This is a genomic window from Micrococcus sp. iso_26 (assembly GCF_056172975.1).
In genome coordinates this window covers 2,404,204-2,419,106 of sequence record NZ_CM149652.1, presented here as the reverse complement: position 1 = coordinate 2,419,106, position 14,903 = coordinate 2,404,204, and the positions used below count along the sequence as shown (strand labels likewise).

15 protein-coding genes are annotated in these 14,903 nt (G+C 72.3%); 9 read left to right on the top strand and 6 right to left on the bottom strand.

The features are described 5' to 3' along the window. Nucleotides 1-9 precede the first annotated feature (9 nt). On the top strand, nucleotides 10-489 hold the full coding sequence (locus tag AC0VX0_RS11265) for an SRPBCC family protein (protein WP_060973835.1): 480 nt from the start codon (nucleotides 10-12) through the stop codon (nucleotides 487-489). A 42-nt stretch (nucleotides 490-531) separates the two neighbouring features. Here the strand turns inward: AC0VX0_RS11265 and AC0VX0_RS11260 are convergent, their stop codons facing one another. Further along, nucleotides 532-1,611 carry an ABC transporter ATP-binding protein gene (locus AC0VX0_RS11260; protein WP_020624545.1) on the bottom strand — a complete coding sequence of 360 codons (1,080 nt, stop codon included), beginning with the start codon at nucleotides 1,609-1,611 and terminating at the stop codon, nucleotides 532-534. Nucleotides 1,612-1,694: 83 nt separating this feature from the next. Continuing rightward, nucleotides 1,695-2,714, bottom strand: coding sequence for a LacI family DNA-binding transcriptional regulator (locus AC0VX0_RS11255; protein WP_020624544.1), 1,020 nt, complete (start codon nucleotides 2,712-2,714; stop codon nucleotides 1,695-1,697). Nucleotides 2,715-3,054: 340 nt separating this feature from the next. Between AC0VX0_RS11255 and AC0VX0_RS11250 the strand changes: the two genes are divergently transcribed. The 3 genes from AC0VX0_RS11250 to AC0VX0_RS11240 all read left to right on the top strand — a co-directional run bounded on the left by AC0VX0_RS11250 (nucleotide 3,055) and on the right by AC0VX0_RS11240 (nucleotide 7,116). Beyond that, nucleotides 3,055-4,377 (top strand): sugar ABC transporter substrate-binding protein, encoded by a 1,323-nt coding sequence (locus tag AC0VX0_RS11250; protein WP_044659341.1) that lies wholly within the window; start codon nucleotides 3,055-3,057, stop codon nucleotides 4,375-4,377. Nucleotides 4,378-4,495: 118 nt separating this feature from the next. After that, nucleotides 4,496-6,133, top strand: coding sequence for an ABC transporter permease subunit (locus AC0VX0_RS11245; RefSeq protein ID WP_020624872.1), 1,638 nt, complete (start codon nucleotides 4,496-4,498; stop codon nucleotides 6,131-6,133). 62 nt (nucleotides 6,134-6,195) lie between these two features. Beyond that, nucleotides 6,196-7,116 carry a sugar ABC transporter permease gene (locus AC0VX0_RS11240; RefSeq protein WP_041104154.1) on the top strand — a complete coding sequence of 307 codons (921 nt, stop codon included), beginning with the start codon at nucleotides 6,196-6,198 and terminating at the stop codon, nucleotides 7,114-7,116. 40 nt (nucleotides 7,117-7,156) lie between these two features. Here the strand turns inward: AC0VX0_RS11240 and AC0VX0_RS11235 are convergent, their stop codons facing one another. After that, nucleotides 7,157-8,440, bottom strand: coding sequence for a fatty acid desaturase family protein (locus tag AC0VX0_RS11235; RefSeq protein ID WP_119217678.1), 1,284 nt, complete (start codon nucleotides 8,438-8,440; stop codon nucleotides 7,157-7,159). Between the two features lie 68 nt (nucleotides 8,441-8,508). Then, entirely contained in the window at nucleotides 8,509-9,561 is a 1,053-nt protein-coding gene (locus AC0VX0_RS11230) for a ferredoxin reductase (RefSeq protein ID WP_357013131.1), read from the bottom strand. A gap of 90 nt (nucleotides 9,562-9,651) precedes the next feature. Between AC0VX0_RS11230 and AC0VX0_RS11225 the strand changes: the two genes are divergently transcribed. The 4 genes from AC0VX0_RS11225 (at nucleotide 9,652) to AC0VX0_RS11210 (ending at nucleotide 13,056) form a co-directional block, all read left to right on the top strand. Beyond that, complete coding sequence (locus tag AC0VX0_RS11225; RefSeq protein ID WP_020624876.1) at nucleotides 9,652-10,881, top strand: PucR family transcriptional regulator; 1,230 nt, start codon at nucleotides 9,652-9,654, stop codon at nucleotides 10,879-10,881. A gap of 99 nt (nucleotides 10,882-10,980) precedes the next feature. After that, nucleotides 10,981-11,325, top strand: a complete 345-nt coding sequence (locus AC0VX0_RS11220) for a DUF8129 domain-containing protein (protein WP_010079880.1) — start codon at nucleotides 10,981-10,983, stop codon at nucleotides 11,323-11,325. Between the two features lie 267 nt (nucleotides 11,326-11,592). Then, a complete protein-coding gene (locus AC0VX0_RS11215) occupies nucleotides 11,593-12,708 on the top strand; it encodes a type I restriction endonuclease (RefSeq protein WP_036314529.1) in 1,116 nt (371 codons plus the stop codon). Nucleotides 12,709-12,843: 135 nt separating this feature from the next. Then, a complete protein-coding gene (locus tag AC0VX0_RS11210) occupies nucleotides 12,844-13,056 on the top strand; it encodes a hypothetical protein (protein WP_010079881.1) in 213 nt (70 codons plus the stop codon). A 35-nt stretch (nucleotides 13,057-13,091) separates the two neighbouring features. On the opposite strand, the gene AC0VX0_RS11205 is transcribed toward AC0VX0_RS11210, so the two are convergent. Next, complete coding sequence (locus AC0VX0_RS11205) at nucleotides 13,092-13,637, bottom strand: GNAT family N-acetyltransferase (RefSeq protein WP_020624710.1); 546 nt, start codon at nucleotides 13,635-13,637, stop codon at nucleotides 13,092-13,094. 72 nt (nucleotides 13,638-13,709) lie between these two features. Here AC0VX0_RS11205 and AC0VX0_RS11200 point away from each other — a divergent pair, with 72 nt between their 5' ends. After that, the gene (locus AC0VX0_RS11200; RefSeq protein ID WP_044659331.1) at nucleotides 13,710-14,219 is read left to right on the top strand and encodes a GNAT family N-acetyltransferase; all 510 of its coding nucleotides are present in this window, start codon (nucleotides 13,710-13,712) and stop codon (nucleotides 14,217-14,219) included. On the opposite strand, the gene AC0VX0_RS11195 is transcribed toward AC0VX0_RS11200, so the two are convergent. Further along, the gene (locus tag AC0VX0_RS11195) at nucleotides 14,209-14,898 is read right to left on the bottom strand and encodes a M23 family metallopeptidase (protein ID WP_144820119.1); all 690 of its coding nucleotides are present in this window, start codon (nucleotides 14,896-14,898) and stop codon (nucleotides 14,209-14,211) included. The genes AC0VX0_RS11200 and AC0VX0_RS11195 overlap by 11 nt on opposite strands. Nucleotides 14,899-14,903: the final 5 nt, after the last annotated feature.

Sequence of the window (14,903 nt, the reverse complement as noted above, 5' to 3'; positions counted from 1 at the left end):
GCTCTCCCCATGGAGCACTTCGACGAGACCGCCCTGCCCGCCCCCGAGGACCGCGTCGTGTCCGCGACCCGTCACGTCGACGCGCCGGCCGGCGTCGTCTTCGAGCTGATCGCGGACCCCTCCCGCCAGCCCGAGTGGGACGGCAACGACAACCTGGCCGAGGCCGCCCCCGGGCAGCGGGTGACCGCCGTCGGGGACGTGTTCGTCATGACCCTGCAGAAGGGCGTGGACCGCGCGAACCACGTGGTCGAGTTCGAGGAGGGCCGCCGCATCGCCTGGAAGCCCTCCGAGGTCGGCGGGGAGCCGTTCGGCCAGCTGTGGCGGTGGGAGGTCGAGGGCGACGACGAGGGCGGCTGCCGCGTCACCCACACCTATGACTGGACCGCCCTCACCGACCCGAAGCGCATCCAGAAGGCGCTGCGGACCGGCGAAGAGCAGCTGCGCGCGTCGATCGACCGGCTCGCGGACCTCGCCGAGCGCCAGGGCTGAGGGCAGGCGACGCCCGCCGCCGTCGCGCCCCCCGCGCCGCCGTCAGCGGTTGAGTCGCTCGCCGGTCTCGGCGTGGAACAGGTGCACGCGCTCCGGGTCCGGGACCACGTGCACCACGGACCCCTTCTCCGGCGCTGTGTAGCCCACCGTCCGCAGGGTGATGAGCCGCTCCTCGCCGCCGATCGTCGCGTGACCGTACACGTATGCGTCCGCGCCGAGCTCCTCCACGGTGTCCACCTCCACGGGCAGGCCGGCGGCGTCGTCGCTGACCACCAGGTTCTCGGGGCGCACGCCGAGGTCCACCGCCGTGCCGGCGTCGGCCAGATCCTCCCGCGGCACGGGGATGACCGTCTCGCCCCAGTGCACGCCCTCGTGCGTGGCGGGCATGCGGAAGATGTTCATGGCGGGGGAGCCGATGAACCCGGCGACGAACACGTTCATCGGGCGCTCGTAGAGGTTGCGCGGCGTGTCCACCTGCTGTAGGCGGCCCTCCTTGAGGACCGCCACCCGGTCGCCCATGGTCATGGCCTCGGTCTGGTCATGGGTCACGTACACGGTGGTGGTGCCCAGACGGCGGGTCAGGTTGGCGATCTGGGCGCGGGTCTGCACGCGCAGCTTCGCGTCCAGGTTGGAGAGCGGCTCGTCCATGAGGAACACCTGCGGGTCGCGCACGATCGCCCGGCCCATGGCCACGCGCTGACGCTGGCCCCCGGAGAGGGCCTTCGGCTTGCGGTCCAGGTACTCGGTCAGGTCCAGCAGCTTCGCGGCGTCCTCGACGCGGCGGCGCCGCTCGTCCGCGGGGACGCCGGCGATCTTCAGGGCGAAGCCCATGTTGTCCGCCACGGTCATGTGCGGGTACAGGGCGTAGTTCTGGAACACCATCGCGATGTCCCGGTCCTTGGGGTCCACATCGGTGACGTCCCGGTCGCCGATCAGGATGCTGCCGTGGGAGAGCTCCTCGAGGCCGGCGAGCATGCGCAGGGAGGTGGACTTGCCGCAGCCGGAGGGGCCCACGAGCACGAGGAACTCGCCGTCGGCGATCTCCAGGTCGAGGGAGTCGACGGCGGGGCGGGGGGAGCCGGGGTACTGGCGGCTGGCGGAGCGGAAGGTCACGGAGGCCATGGTGGGGTTCCTTTCACGGGCAGGTACGTGCCCGACGATCCAAGGTGAAGGAGAGGGGTGGGTGGGGGGTCGGGGCTGACGGTCTACGGCGGCGCGGTGCTCGCCCTCGGCCGCAGGGCCAGGTGGTGCATGATCCGGTGGGGGTGGGCGGCGCCGTCGAGGGCGCCGAGCGCCAGGCGGACGGCGCGGCGGCCCTGCTCGAGCGGGTTCTGGTCCACGGTGCTGATGCCCAGGCGGGCGGCCTCGGGGTGGCCGTCCAGGCCCATCACGGACACGTCCTCGGGCACGCGCAGCCCCAGGGAGTGGGCTGCCATCCACGTGCCCATGGCCATCTCGTCCGAGATGCACATGACCGCCGTCGGCCGGCGCCGCGGGTCGGCGAGGAGGGCGCGCGCCTGGTGGTAGGTGCCGCCGATGGTGAAGTCCGCGGGCACCATCCAGTCGGCCGGCGTGCGCACCCCGGTGGCGGCGAGGGCGTGCAGGAACCCGCGGGTGCGCTCGGTGCTGACCTGGAACTCGATGTCCTCGTCTACGCGGCCCACGTAGGCGATGTCCCGGTGTCCGAGCTCCAGCAGGTGCTCGGTGGCCATCCGTGCGGCGCGGGCGTGGTCCACCTGGACGGCGGTGAACCAGTCCGGCAGGGTCTCACCCGCCGGCAGGCGGCCGCCGACGGCGATCACGGGCAGGCCGAGGCGTTCGAGTCCGGCGAGCTCGAACATGCTCAGCCGGAACGAGAGGGTGATCAGGGCGTCCAGCCGCCGTCGGGGCAGCAGGTCTGAGATGACCGTGGACCGACGCTCCGGGTCCTGGCCGACGTCGTAGAGCGTCAGGTCGTACCCGTGCCGCACGAGCTCGTCCGCGGCGCCCTCGAGCACGGCGGCGAAGAACCACCGGTGGACGGAGGGGGTCACCAGCCCGATGTTGCGGGTGCGGCCCGAGGCGAGCGAAGAAGCGGCGGAGTCCGCCACGTAGCCGAGCGTGGCGACGGCCTCCTGGACTCGGGTGCGCGTGGCGGCCGCCACGGGGCCGGAGCCGGTGAGGGCGCGGGAGGCGGTGGCGGTGGAGACCCCGGCCATGCGGGCGACGTCCTTGATGCCGACCATCGGCGGTCCTCCTCCCGGTTCATGGGGTTCTGCGGCGGGGCGGGTGCACGACGGCGGCGGGCCGGGGGTCGATGCGTGGCACCAGAGTACGGCACGGCAGGCGCGGTGGTGGAAGCGCTTCCATTCCGGTTTCAGCCGGTCTTGACCTCCGCCCCCACTCCCGCATGCCCGTGTTCATGCGGGAGCGCACCTCTGTGTGGCATATCACAGTGGAAGCGTTTACACTCCTGGGGACTGACTCCTTCAGCCGCCGGGGGCAGGCGCCGTCTCACCGCGGGGCCCACGTCGGCGACGCAACGGCCGGCGCATGCCGCGGGCCACCCCTCGTGAAAGGCACATCATGCAGTCGACGACGACCGGCGGCCTCTTCCGCCGCCCGCTCAGCCTGACCCTCACCGCGGCGTTCTCCGCCCTCGCGCTCACCGCGTGCGGCGGCGGCTCCTCCGCCCCGGCGTCCTCCTCCCCGGCCGGCGCCACCGAGCAGGGCACGGCCACCGCGTCCCCGAGCCAGGACCTCTCCGAGGCCGGCGCCAGCACCATCACCATGTGGGTGGACCAGAACCGCCAGGAGCCGCTGCAGGCCGTGGCGGAGGACTTCAAGGAGGACACCGGGATCACGGTGGAGCTCGTGGTCAAGGACAACTCCACGATGAAGGACGACTTCATCACCCAGAACCCCACGGGCGAGGGCCCGGACGTGATCGTCGGCGCCCACGACTGGATCGGCTCGCTCGTGCAGAACGGCACCATCGAGCCCCTTGAGCTGGGCGAGAGAGCCGGCGACTTCGTGGAGTCCTCCGTGCAGGCCGTCACCTATGAGGGTCAGACCTGGGGCGTGCCGTACTCCGTGGAGAACATCGCCATCCTGCGCAACACCGAGCTGGCCGAGTCCACCCCGGCCTCCTTCGACGAGATGATCGCGGAGGGCCGGAAGGCCGTCGACGCCGGCGAGGCCGAGTACCCGTTCGTGGTGGGCCTGGACGCCGTCAACGGCGACCCGTACCACTTGTACCCGTTCCAGACCTCCATGGGCGCCCCCGTGTTCAAGCAGGCCGAGGACGGCTCGTACGACACCGGCTCGCTGGCCATGGGCGGGCCCGAGGGTGAGGCCTTCGCCGAGAAGCTGGCCGAGTACGGCGAGTCCGGGGTGCTGAACCCGAACATGACCGCGGACATCGCCAAGGAGCAGTTCAACTCCGGCAACGCGGCCTACTTCATCACCGGCCCGTGGAACATCGAGGAGGCCGAGGCGGCCGGCGTCGACTTCGAGGTCGAGGCCATCCCGTCCATGGGCGACCAGCCGGCGCAGCCGTTCGTGGGCGTCAACGCCTTCTTCGTCTCCTCAGAGTCCGAGAACCAGCTGGCCGCGAATGAGTTCGTGGTCAACTACCTCTCCACCGAGGCGGCCCAGGACGCGCTCTTCGCCGAGGGCAAGCGTCCCCCGGCGCTGACCGCCTCCTTCGACAAGGCGGCCTCGGACGAGACCGTGAAGGCGTTCGGCGAGATCGGCGAGAACGGCGTCCCCATGCCGGCGGCCCCCGAGATGGGCGCGGTGTTCGAGTTCTGGGGCGGCGCCGAGATGAGCATCATCAAGGGCGAGGGCGACCCGGTCCAGACCTGGCAGAAGATGATCTCCGACATCGAGGGCCGCATCGGCCAGTGATCCGGCGCGGTCCACCTCCGGCGTCCCCGCGGGGACGCCGGAGGCGGACCGTGGCCCTGCGCCCTCGGGGCGCGCATCCCCCCCTTCCACGGCAGGCCCTCGGGCCGGATGAGGAACCATGAGCCCGTCTTCCACCGCGTCGGACCGGTCCGACGCCGCCACCGCCGCCCTCGACGACGCCGCGCGCCGCACCGGCCCGGGCCGCCGTCGTCGTGCGGACGCCCGGGGTACCGAGGGCCTCGGCGGCACGCTGGCCAAGATCGTCCTGCTGGGCCTCGTGGACGCCTTCGCGGCGTTCCTGCTGTTCCAGCTCGCGGCCGCGGGGGACTGGGTGGTGTTCGCGCTGACCCTGGCGGTCACGATCGGCATCAACTGGATCTACCTGCGCCGCGGCGGCCTGCCGGCCAAGTACCTCGCCCCCGGCCTGTTCTTCCTGATGCTGTTCCAGGTGTTCGTGGTGGTCTACTCCTCCTACGTCGCCTTCACGAACTACGGCGCCGGGCACAACTCGGACAAGGCCGCGGCGATCGAGATCATCCAGCGCTCCTCCTCCATCCGCGTGCCGGACTCCCCGGTGTACGACATCACGGTGCTGGAGGAGGGCGGCGACCTCTACCTGCTGACCCTGCGGGACGGGGAGCCCGTCCTCGGCGGCGCGGACCAGGCGCTGGAGCCGGTCGAGGCCCAGATGCAGGACGGGGAGCCGGTGGGGGTGGAGGGGTACACCACCCTGCGGTTCGGCGACCTGCTGCAGCGTCAGGACCAGGTCGCCCGCCTGAAGGTCCCGCTGAGCGACGACGCCGCGGACGGCACCCTGGAGACGCGCGACGGCTCCCGCGGGTACGTGTACGCGCCGCGTCTGGAGTACGACGAGGCCCGGGACACCTTCACGGACCTCGAGAGCGGCGTGGAGTACCGGGACAACGGCGAGGGCCAGTTCCAGGCGGACGACGGCAGCACGCTGCAGACCGGCTGGCGGGTGTTCGTCGGCCTGGACAACTTCACGCGCGCGTTCACCGACCCCGAGCTGCGCGACCCGCTCCTGCGGGTCACCGTGTGGACCTTCGCCTTCGCGTTCCTGAGCGTGGCCACGACGTTCGCCGTCGGGCTGCTGCTGGCGATCGCCTTCAACCGTTCGGACATGCGCGGCAAGAAGGTCTACCGGGTGATGATGATCCTGCCGTACGCGTTCCCGGCGTTCCTGTCCGGCCTCGTGTGGGCCGGCCTGCTCAACCCGGAGTTCGGCTTCGTCAACACCGTGTTCTTCGGCGGCGCGGACATCCCGTGGCTCACCGACCCGTGGCTGGCCCGGCTGTCGGTGCTCGTGGTGAACCTGTGGCTGGGCTTCCCCTACATGTTCCTGGTGACCACGGGCGCCCTGCAGTCCCTGCCCGAGGACGTGGACGAGGCCGCCCGCATGGACGGCGCCGGCCCGTGGCGCATCTTCCGCTCCATCAAGCTGCCCCTGCTGCTGGTCTCGGTGGCGCCGCTGCTGATCTCCTCGTTCGCGTTCAACTTCAACAACTTCAACATCATCTACATGCTGACCGGCGGCGGACCGCGGTTCCCCGACGCGGGCTCGAACATCGGCGCCACAGACCTGCTGATCACGGTCGTCTACAAGACGGCGTTCAGCGGGGTGGGGCGCGACTACGGCCTGGCCTCCGCCCTGTCCATCGTGATCTTCCTGATCGTGGCGACCATCTCGGCGATCAGCTTCCGGCAGACCAAGGCGCTCGAGGAGATCGACAAGTGAGCATCCCCCAGGATTCCGGACGGCCCCGGCCGGACGCCCCGACCTCGCCCCTCGCCGCCGCCCTGGCGCAGCAGGAGACGGACCCGCTGCGCTGGGAGGAGGACCCGGCCCCGCCACGACGCCGCCGCTCGTTCGGCCGCTGGATGCGGGAGCTGGGCTGGCGTCACGCGGTGGGCGTGCTGGCCAGCGCGTTCGCACTGTTCCCGCTGCTGTACGTGCTGTCCGCGTCGCTCGACCCGACTGGCACGATGGCGAGCTCGAACCGGCTGTTCTCCTCGTTCAGCGGGCAGAACTACGTGGACCTGTTCAGCGACCCGAACCGGCCCTTCGGCCGCTGGTTCCTCAACACGATGGTGATCGGCGTCATCACGTCCGTGATGACGGTGTTCCTCGGCGCCCTGGCCGCCTACGCGTTCTCCCGGATGCGGTTCACGGGCCGCCGCGTGGGGCTGCTGACGCTGCTGCTGGTGCAGATGTTCCCGCAGCTGCTCGCGGTGGTGGCGATCTTCCTGCTGCTGACCTACATCGGCAACCTGGTGCCCGTCCTGGGCATCGGCTCGCAGCTCGGCCTCATCCTCGTGTACCTGGGCGGCGCGCTCGGGGTGAACACGTACCTGATGTACGGGTTCTTCAACACCATCCCGCCGTCGCTGGACGAGGCTGCCAAGCTCGACGGCGCCTCGCACGCGCGGATCTTCTTCTCGATCATCCTGCGCCTGGTGACCCCCATCCTCGCGGTGGTGGCCCTGCTGTCCTTCATCACCACGGTCTCGGAGTTCGTGATCGCCTCCGTGGTGCTCACGGACCCGTCCGCGCAGACGCTCGCGGTGGGCCTCTACGGCTACGTCTCGGAGACCCGCTCCGAGAACTGGGGTGTGTTCGCGGCCGGCGCCGTGCTGGCAGCCCTGCCCGTGATGGCGCTGTTCCTGTTCCTGCAGCGGTACATCGTCTCCGGCCTCACGGCCGGCGGCGTGAAGGGCTGAGCCGAGGGCGGCGGTGGGAGGGGCGCCCGCCCCTCCCGCCTCACGGCAGCGCCAGCCGGAACACCTTCTTCCACGCGGAGCCCACCTGCCGCAGCAGCGGGCCGGTCGTGTACGGCAGGCCGTAGCGGGCGCAGATCTCACGGACCTGGGGCGCCACCTCGGCGTACCGGCTGGACGGCAGGTCCGGGAACAGGTGGTGCTCCACCTGGTGGGAGAGGTTGCCGGTCATGAAGTGCATCAGCTTCGAACCGGAGATGTTCGCGGAGCCGATCATCTGCCGCACGTACCAGTCGCCGCGGGTCTCACCGTCCACCATCTCCTCGGAGAACGTCTCCGCCCCCTCCGGGAAGTGCCCGCAGAAGATGACCGAGTGCGCCCAGATGTTGCGCAGGCCGTTGGCCAGCAGCGTGCCCGCGAGCGTGGCCTTGCCCGAGCCGGTCAGCACCTCGGCGACGGCTGGCGTGGCCACGTAGTCCTTCGCGAACTGCCGGGCCGCCTTGACGCCCACGGAGCGCAGATCCGTCATCAGCTCCTCGCGGGACTTCTCCCCGCTCTGCACGCGGTCCAGCTCGAGGTCGTAGAGGGCGATGCCCCACTCGAAGATCGGGGCCAGCCCCGCGTTGATCACGGGGTTGAGCAGGTGCCGCGGCTGCCACGGCTCGGACTCGTCCATGCGCAGCACGTTGTAGCCCACGTCCCGGTCCTTGCCGACGACGTTGGTCCAGCGGTGGTGCAGGTCGTTGTGGGTGTTCTGCCAGGCCCGCGACGGCGTCACGAAGTCCCACTCCCACGTGGTGGAGTGGATGTCCGGGTCGCGCATCCAGTCCCACTGGCCGTGGAGCACGTTGTGCCCGATCTCCATGTTCTCCACGATCTTCGCGACCGTGAGCATGGCTGTTCCCGCCACGAACGCGGCGGGGTGGCGTGCGTTGAGCAGGAGGGCGCGGCCGCCGAGCTCGAGCCGGCGCTGCCAGCGGATGACGCGGCGGATGTAGGCCGCATCGGAGGCGCCGCGGCGGGAGAGCACGTCGTCGCGGATCGCGTCCAGCTCCCGGCCCAGCTCGGCCACCTGCGCGTCCGTCAGGTGGGCGGCGCCGGGCGGGCGCACAGCCGGGCTCCCGACGACGCCCGGCAGCCCCGGCGTCGCGGTGGCGGTGGTGGGGCGGGACTCGGGGGTGTGCGGAGCCCAGCTCGTGGTGTCGGGGCGGTCCTGTGGCAGGACCCGGGCGGCGCGGCCGCGCACGGTGGTGCCGGGGATGGCCAGGGCCAGATCGTCCGGGGCGGTGGCGCCGGTGCGGCTGGGGGTGGTGGGGGTCTGGGTCATGCGGTGCTCCTGGGGACGGGAGGCGGGGGATGGTCGGGGAGGCCCGGGTCGCGGGCCGGGCGTCAGGTTCAGAGGTCGAGGCTCAGCGGGCCGGCGGCGGCGCTCACGCAGGTCTGGACCAGCTCGCCGGGCTCGCCGTGCACCTGCCCGGTCCGCAGGTCCGTGACCTGGCCCGAGCGCAGCGGCGTGAGGCACGCGTGGCAGATGCCCATGCGGCAGCCGGCGGGCGCGGCGACGCCGGCCTCCTCGGCCACCACGAGCAGCGGCACGTCGCCGGGAGCGTCCACTTCGACGTCGGCGTGCTCGAACACCACGCGGCCGCCGGCCCCCGCCACGCCCGGGGCGAAGTCGGCCTGGAACCGTTCGATGGTGAGGTCTGCGGCCGCCTCGCGCCGCCACAGGGCCTCGGCGTCGTCGAGGAACCCGGACGGCCCGCACGCGTAGGCGGCCCGGTCGCGCCAGTCGGGGCACAGGTCCTCGAGCTCGGCGGGGGAGGACAGGTCCAGGCGGCCCTCGTCCGCGGTGTGGCGGTGCACCACGCGCAGGCCCGGGAACTGGTCGGCCAGCTCGGCGAGCTCCTCGCGGAACAGGGCGTCCTCGGGGGTGCGGGAGGAGTGGATGAGCACGACGTCGGCATCCCGGCGCGCCGGCACGAGCGTGCGGATCATGGACATCACCGGGGTCAGGCCCGAGCCGGCGGTGAGCATGAGCAGCGGGCGCGGCTCATCCGGCAGGGTGAAGTCGCCCTCGGGGATGTCGAGGAAGAGGACGTCGCCGGGCTTCGTGCGGCGCACGAGCGTGCCGGAGACGAGGCCGATGTCGGACACCGTGATCTCCGGGTCCGCGCCCGCGGGTGCGGAGAGCGAGTAGGAGCGCCACTGCCGCACCCCGTCCACGTCGACGCCGACGCGTGCCCACTGGCCGGCGTCGTGGGCCCGCCAACCCGGTCCGGGGCGGAACGCGATGGTGGCGGCGCCGGGCGTCGCGCGGGTGACGGAGGTGACCACCCCGCGCAGTTGGCGGGAGGAGTGCACGGGGTCGAGCAGGCCGAGGACATCCTGCGGCGTGAGCGGGTGCAGGAGCGTCGACGCCAGACGGGAGAACAGAGACGGGCCGACCATGGCTCCAGTCTATGGCTCGGCATGCCGCAGTTCTTCGTCTTCAGCGTACGATCTGGGCCATCACTTCATCGCGAGGAGACAAGATTGAGTGTGACGCAGACCACCCCCGCCCCCGACTGGCGCCCGCCCTGGCAGTCCCTCCCCGACGACCTCGCGGAGCGCCTGGCCCCGGCGATCCCCGGGATCATGGAGCGCATCATCGAGACGGTCCCGGACCAGATCCCCGCCTACGCGGCGGCGCGCGACGGCCACTACGGCAAGAACCTCACCGCCGGCGTGACCACCGCCCTCGAGCAGCTGATGAGCCTGCCCGGCACCACCCGCCCGGCCCTGAACAGCGAGTCCCGCGTCCTCATGGCCCGCCTGGGGGCCGGCGAGTTCCGCGAGGGGCGCTCCATGGACGCCCTGCTCGGCGCGTACCGCACCTCCGCGCGGATCGTGTTCCGCGAGCTCTCCGCCGAGTGCGCGCGCCTGGGCCTGGAGATGTCCGTGGTGATCGAGCTGGGCGAGTCCATCTGGGCGTACATCGACGAGCTCTCCTCCGTCAGCGCCCAGGCGTACGCGGAGGCGCAGTCCGCCCAGGCGGGCGTGCTCGAGCTGCACCGCGCCGCCCTCGCCACCGCCCTGGTCCGGGGCGGGACCGAGGAGAAGGAGGTGCAACGGCTGGCCGCGCTCGCGGACTGGCGGCTGCCGCGCCGGCTGGCGGTGGTGGTGCTGCCCGCGGACGCCGGCGTCGCCGTCCGGGAGAGGCTGGGCCGGGCCGGGCTCGTGGTGGAGCGGGACTCGGAGGTGGTCGCCGTGATCGACGCGACGCCCTCCCAGGGCCGCCGCGAGCGCATGCTGCGCCTGCTGGCGGGGACGGCCGCCGTCGTCGGGCCGGCCGTGGACTGGCCGCTCGTGCCCCACTCCTACCGGGTGGCCCGCACGCTGGCCGTCCAGGAGGCGGCGGGCCGGACGGCGGAGCCCGCGCAGGGGGAGGACGACGACGGCGCCCCGTCCCCGATCCTCGCCGCGGACCACCTGGCGCGCGTGGTGCTGGGGGCCGAGCCGCGCGTCGTGACGCAGCTGGCCGAACGCGTGCTGGCGCCCCTGGACGAGGTGAGCGAGGCGAAGCGGGCGGTGCTGGAGGAGACCCTGCTCGCCTGGCTCACGCACTGGGGCCAGCGGGCGCCGATCGCCGCGGAGCTCGGCGTGCACCCCCAGACCGTGGGGTACCGGGTGGGCCGGCTGCGCGAGCTGTTCGGGGAGGCCCTCGAGGACCCCGACGCGCGGTTCGACCTGGAGATCGTGCTGCGGGCGCGGCGGGACGGGGTCGGGTGAGCGGGGCGGCAGGGGGTGCCGTCTGACGGGGGCCTTCACTAGCGTGGGTGGACCACGCATCCCGACGAGGGACCCCGACGAGAGAAGAGGGACAGTGCCATGACGAACGCCCCGAACCGCGACGAGCTCCCCCTGCCGGACTACGACCACATCCCCAACGGCACGCTGCCGACCCGGATCACCGGCCTCGACGAGTCGCAGGTGGAGCAGCTGCTCGCCTACGAGCGCGCCCACGGCGACCGCCTGCCCGTGGTGCAGGTCCTCGAGACGCGGCTCGAGGCGCTGCGCTCCGGCGCCCAGCCCTCCGGCGATCAGGTGCCGGACACCCCGGAGGTCGGCGGCTCCCGCACCGGCTCGCCCGTGACCCCGGAGACGAGCGGCCCGCCCGTGGAGCCCCTGAGCCGCGGCATCCCGGCCGACCCGCAGCACCCCGGCAACCGCTGAGCCGGCCGGGCGTCGCCTGACAGGGCGGCCCCCCGCGGAACGCGGCCACGACGCCCCGTCTCCTTCCTGTGAGAGGCGACGCGTCGTGGCCGCCTCGCGTTCCGGGCGATCCCGCGGTCCGGCCACGGAGCGCCTGCGAGGGTCCCCGTAGCGTGTTTGTGAGCTGGGTTATATTTCGACACAGCTGCGGCGGGCCTTCGGGCGCTGACGTGCGAGGCTGCCGGATTCCCGGCTGTCCGGCTCCTACTCACGGATGGGTGAAACGGCATGACTGAATTCGAGGACAAGCTTGCGCAAGTGGCTCGGCGAGCCCGCGACTACGCAAGCTCCCTGGACACGGAAGAGGCGACGAAGAACGCGCTCGTCATGCCATTCATCTCGCAGGTGTTGGGCTACGACGTGTTCGATCCCCAGGAGGTCGTCCCGGAGTTCGTCGCAGATCTGGGCCTGAAGAAGGGGGAGAAGATCGACTACGCCATCATGCGGGAGGGGAAGGTCAACATCCTCGTGGAGGCCAAGAAGGTCGGCTCGGAGCTGTCCCTGGCGCACGCGAGCCAGCTGGTGCGCTACTTCCACACCAGTGAAGCGCGGATCGGCGTGCTCACCAACGGGCGGGTGTGGAACTTCTACACGGACCTCGACAAGGCCAACATCCTCGACGAGCGTCCGTTCCTCGTCCTCGATCTTCTGGACATCGACCCGGTCACCGTGCCGAAGCTCGAGCAGCTGGCGAAGGGATCCTTCGATCTCGACTCGGTCATCGCCGCAGCCGAGGAGCTGAAGTACGTATCGGCCATCAAGCGCGAGATTTCTGCCGAGATGGCTGCGCCGAGCGATGAGTTGGTGAAGGTCCTCGCCAAGCGCGTGTACTCCGGGTACATGAACGCCAAGGCGGTGGAGACCTTCACCCGGCTCACCGAGGAGGCTGCGCGCCAGTACATCAACGATCGCGTCAACGCGCGGCTGAAGACTGCCCTGGGCGACCAGGTCGCTCCGGTACTGGCGGCTCCCGCTGAGCCCGTGGCCACCGGCGATCAGACGGTCCTGTCCGACGAGGAGAACGGTCAGGAGGGCCAGCTCAAGCCGGGCGTGGTGACGACCGAAGAGGAGATCGAGGGTTTCCGCATCATCAAGGCGATTCTCGCCGGAATCGTGCCGATGAACCGCGTCTACATGCGCGACGCAGCCTCGTACTGCAGCGTCATCCTGGACGACAACAATCGGAAGCCGATCGCGCGCCTTCACTTCGACGGGAAGGTGAAATATCTGGTGCTGTTCGATGCGGACAAGAACAGGACGCGGGCCGACCTCGAGAACTTGGAGGACATCTACGAATCCGCCGAGGCACTGCGGAGCGTCGTCAGCTCCTACGTCGGGGCCTGAGCGGACTCTGACCCGCCTACTGACCGGATCCGGCCCGCGGGCGGGCAGGACTGTGCCCCGCCGCCGTCGATGCGCCACCCTGGTGCGCACGCCCCGGTGGGACAGACCCGCCGGGCGCCGACCCGAGAGGACGTCATGACCCATCACGAGCGCGACGACCGCCAGGCCCTGGCCGCCGGCGAGACCTACCTGATCCACGTGCTGGAGACCTCCGACCCGCCCGGCAACCCGGACCACTACCGGATCACGGACGCGGTCGAGGCCCACCACGCGTCCACCGGCTCCTACGACGTCGAGGCCGGCGGCCTGGACGCCGCCCGCGAGCTGCTCGCCCGCCACGCCAAGTGAGCGACCGGGGCTGAGACGTCCGGCCGGGCCGCGCCTCACGCGCCCGGCCGGAGCCTCATCCCCAGCACGGTGCGCGCCTCGAGCCCCAGAGCCGCGCGGGCCTCGGGCGCCCCGGTGCGGTCCTCGCCCACCACGGTCATCCCGATCCGCTCGGCCACCCGGCGCGAGGCCGTGTTCTCCGGGTGGATGATCGCCACGAGCTCGTGGTGCCCCAGCACGTCCCGGGCGTGGTCCCGGCAGGCGGCGGCCGCTTCGGTGGCGTAGCCGCGCCCCCACAGGTCGGCCCGCACGTGGTAGCCGACCTCCAGGCGAGGCTCCCCGTTGACCTCCTGCCACGTCAGGCCGCAGTCGCCCACGAAGCCGGGCCCGCCGTCGTCGTGGGTCTCGATGATCCACAGCCCGTGCCCGTCCTGCGCGTACCGGCGCCGGTTGCCCGCGATCCACGCCGCCGCCTCCGCGCGCGTGCGCGGGGCGGGGTAGAAGCGCATCACCACGGGATCGGCGAGGAGGCCGGCCAGGTGGTCGAGGTCGGCGTCGGCCATCTCGCGGAAGCGCAGACGGGCGGTGGGGGCGGGCGGCATGCGCCCAGGCTAGCGGCGGGCGGATGCGCCCCGCCTCTTGTCTGCGCGGGGCCGGGCTGGTCGACTGTGCCCATGCCGCATTCCCTCTCCCTGCGCCCGTTGCGGGTGGATGACGCCGAGGCCATGGCCGCGGTCCTCGCCGACCCGGACCTGTACACGTACACCGGCGGGACGCCGCCGGGCGAGGAGGAGCTGCGGCAGCGGTACGCGATCCTCGCGCGCGGTCGCTCCGAGGACGGCGCGGAGGACTGGGCCAACTGGATCGTGGTGCTGGAGCCGGAGGGCCGGCCGGTCGGCTACGTCCAGGCCACCATCCCCGTGGACGGGGGACCCACGCAGATCGCCTGGCTGATCGGCACGCCGTGGCAGGGCCGCGGGCTGGCGAAGGAGGCCGCCGGCCTCCTCAAGGGCGAGCTGCGGGACCGGGGGGTGCGGCGCCTCGTGGCGGATGTCCACCCCGAGCACACGGCCTCCCAGCGGGTCGCCCAGGCGATCGGCCTGGCGCCGACGGACGAGGTCGTGGACGGGGAGGTCCGCTGGGCCGGGTCCGTGGACGACGGCGGCGGCCCGGTCACCGGCTGAGGCCGCGGCGCCGCTCCGGGTAGGAGCCGCCGAGCTCCACGCCCCGCTCGGCCAGGTAGGCCTCCGGGTCCACCGGCTCGCCGTCCACGCGCAGCTCCAGGTGCAGGTGCACGCCGGTGGCGGCGCCGGTCTGCCCGACGCCGGCCAGGTGGTCCCCGGCGGAGACGCGCTGGCCCGCGTCCACCACGGTGGAGTCCGGGGCGGCGTGCAGGTAGCGCCACACGTGGCCGTCCCCGGCGTCCACGGCGAGCAGGTTGCCGCCCGCGTCCCCGCCGGCCTCCACGAATAGGACTCGGCCGTCGGACACCGAGTGGAAGGGCGTGCCCTCCGGCACCCCGCCGAGGTCCACGCCGTCGTGGCGGGTCAGGGCCTCCTCGGACACCCCCGAGGGCACCACGCCCTCGCCGAACGGGTTGGGGCGGGGCCCGAAGCGGGAGGTCACGCGGCCCTGCACGGGCTCGGCGTACCCCTGCGTGTTCACCGTGGGCGGGGCGGGGGTGAAGCCGCCGTTCCAGCGCCGCCGCTCGGCGCCCGCGCCGGCGTCGTCCCGGCCGGCCGGACCGAACGCGAGGACCAGCGCCAGGACGGACGCGATCAGGGCCAGCGCCCCCACTGCGGCCAGCACGCCCCCGGCCACACCGCTGCCCGGGGAGCCGGCGCCGGGGGTCGGGGTGGTCATCCCCT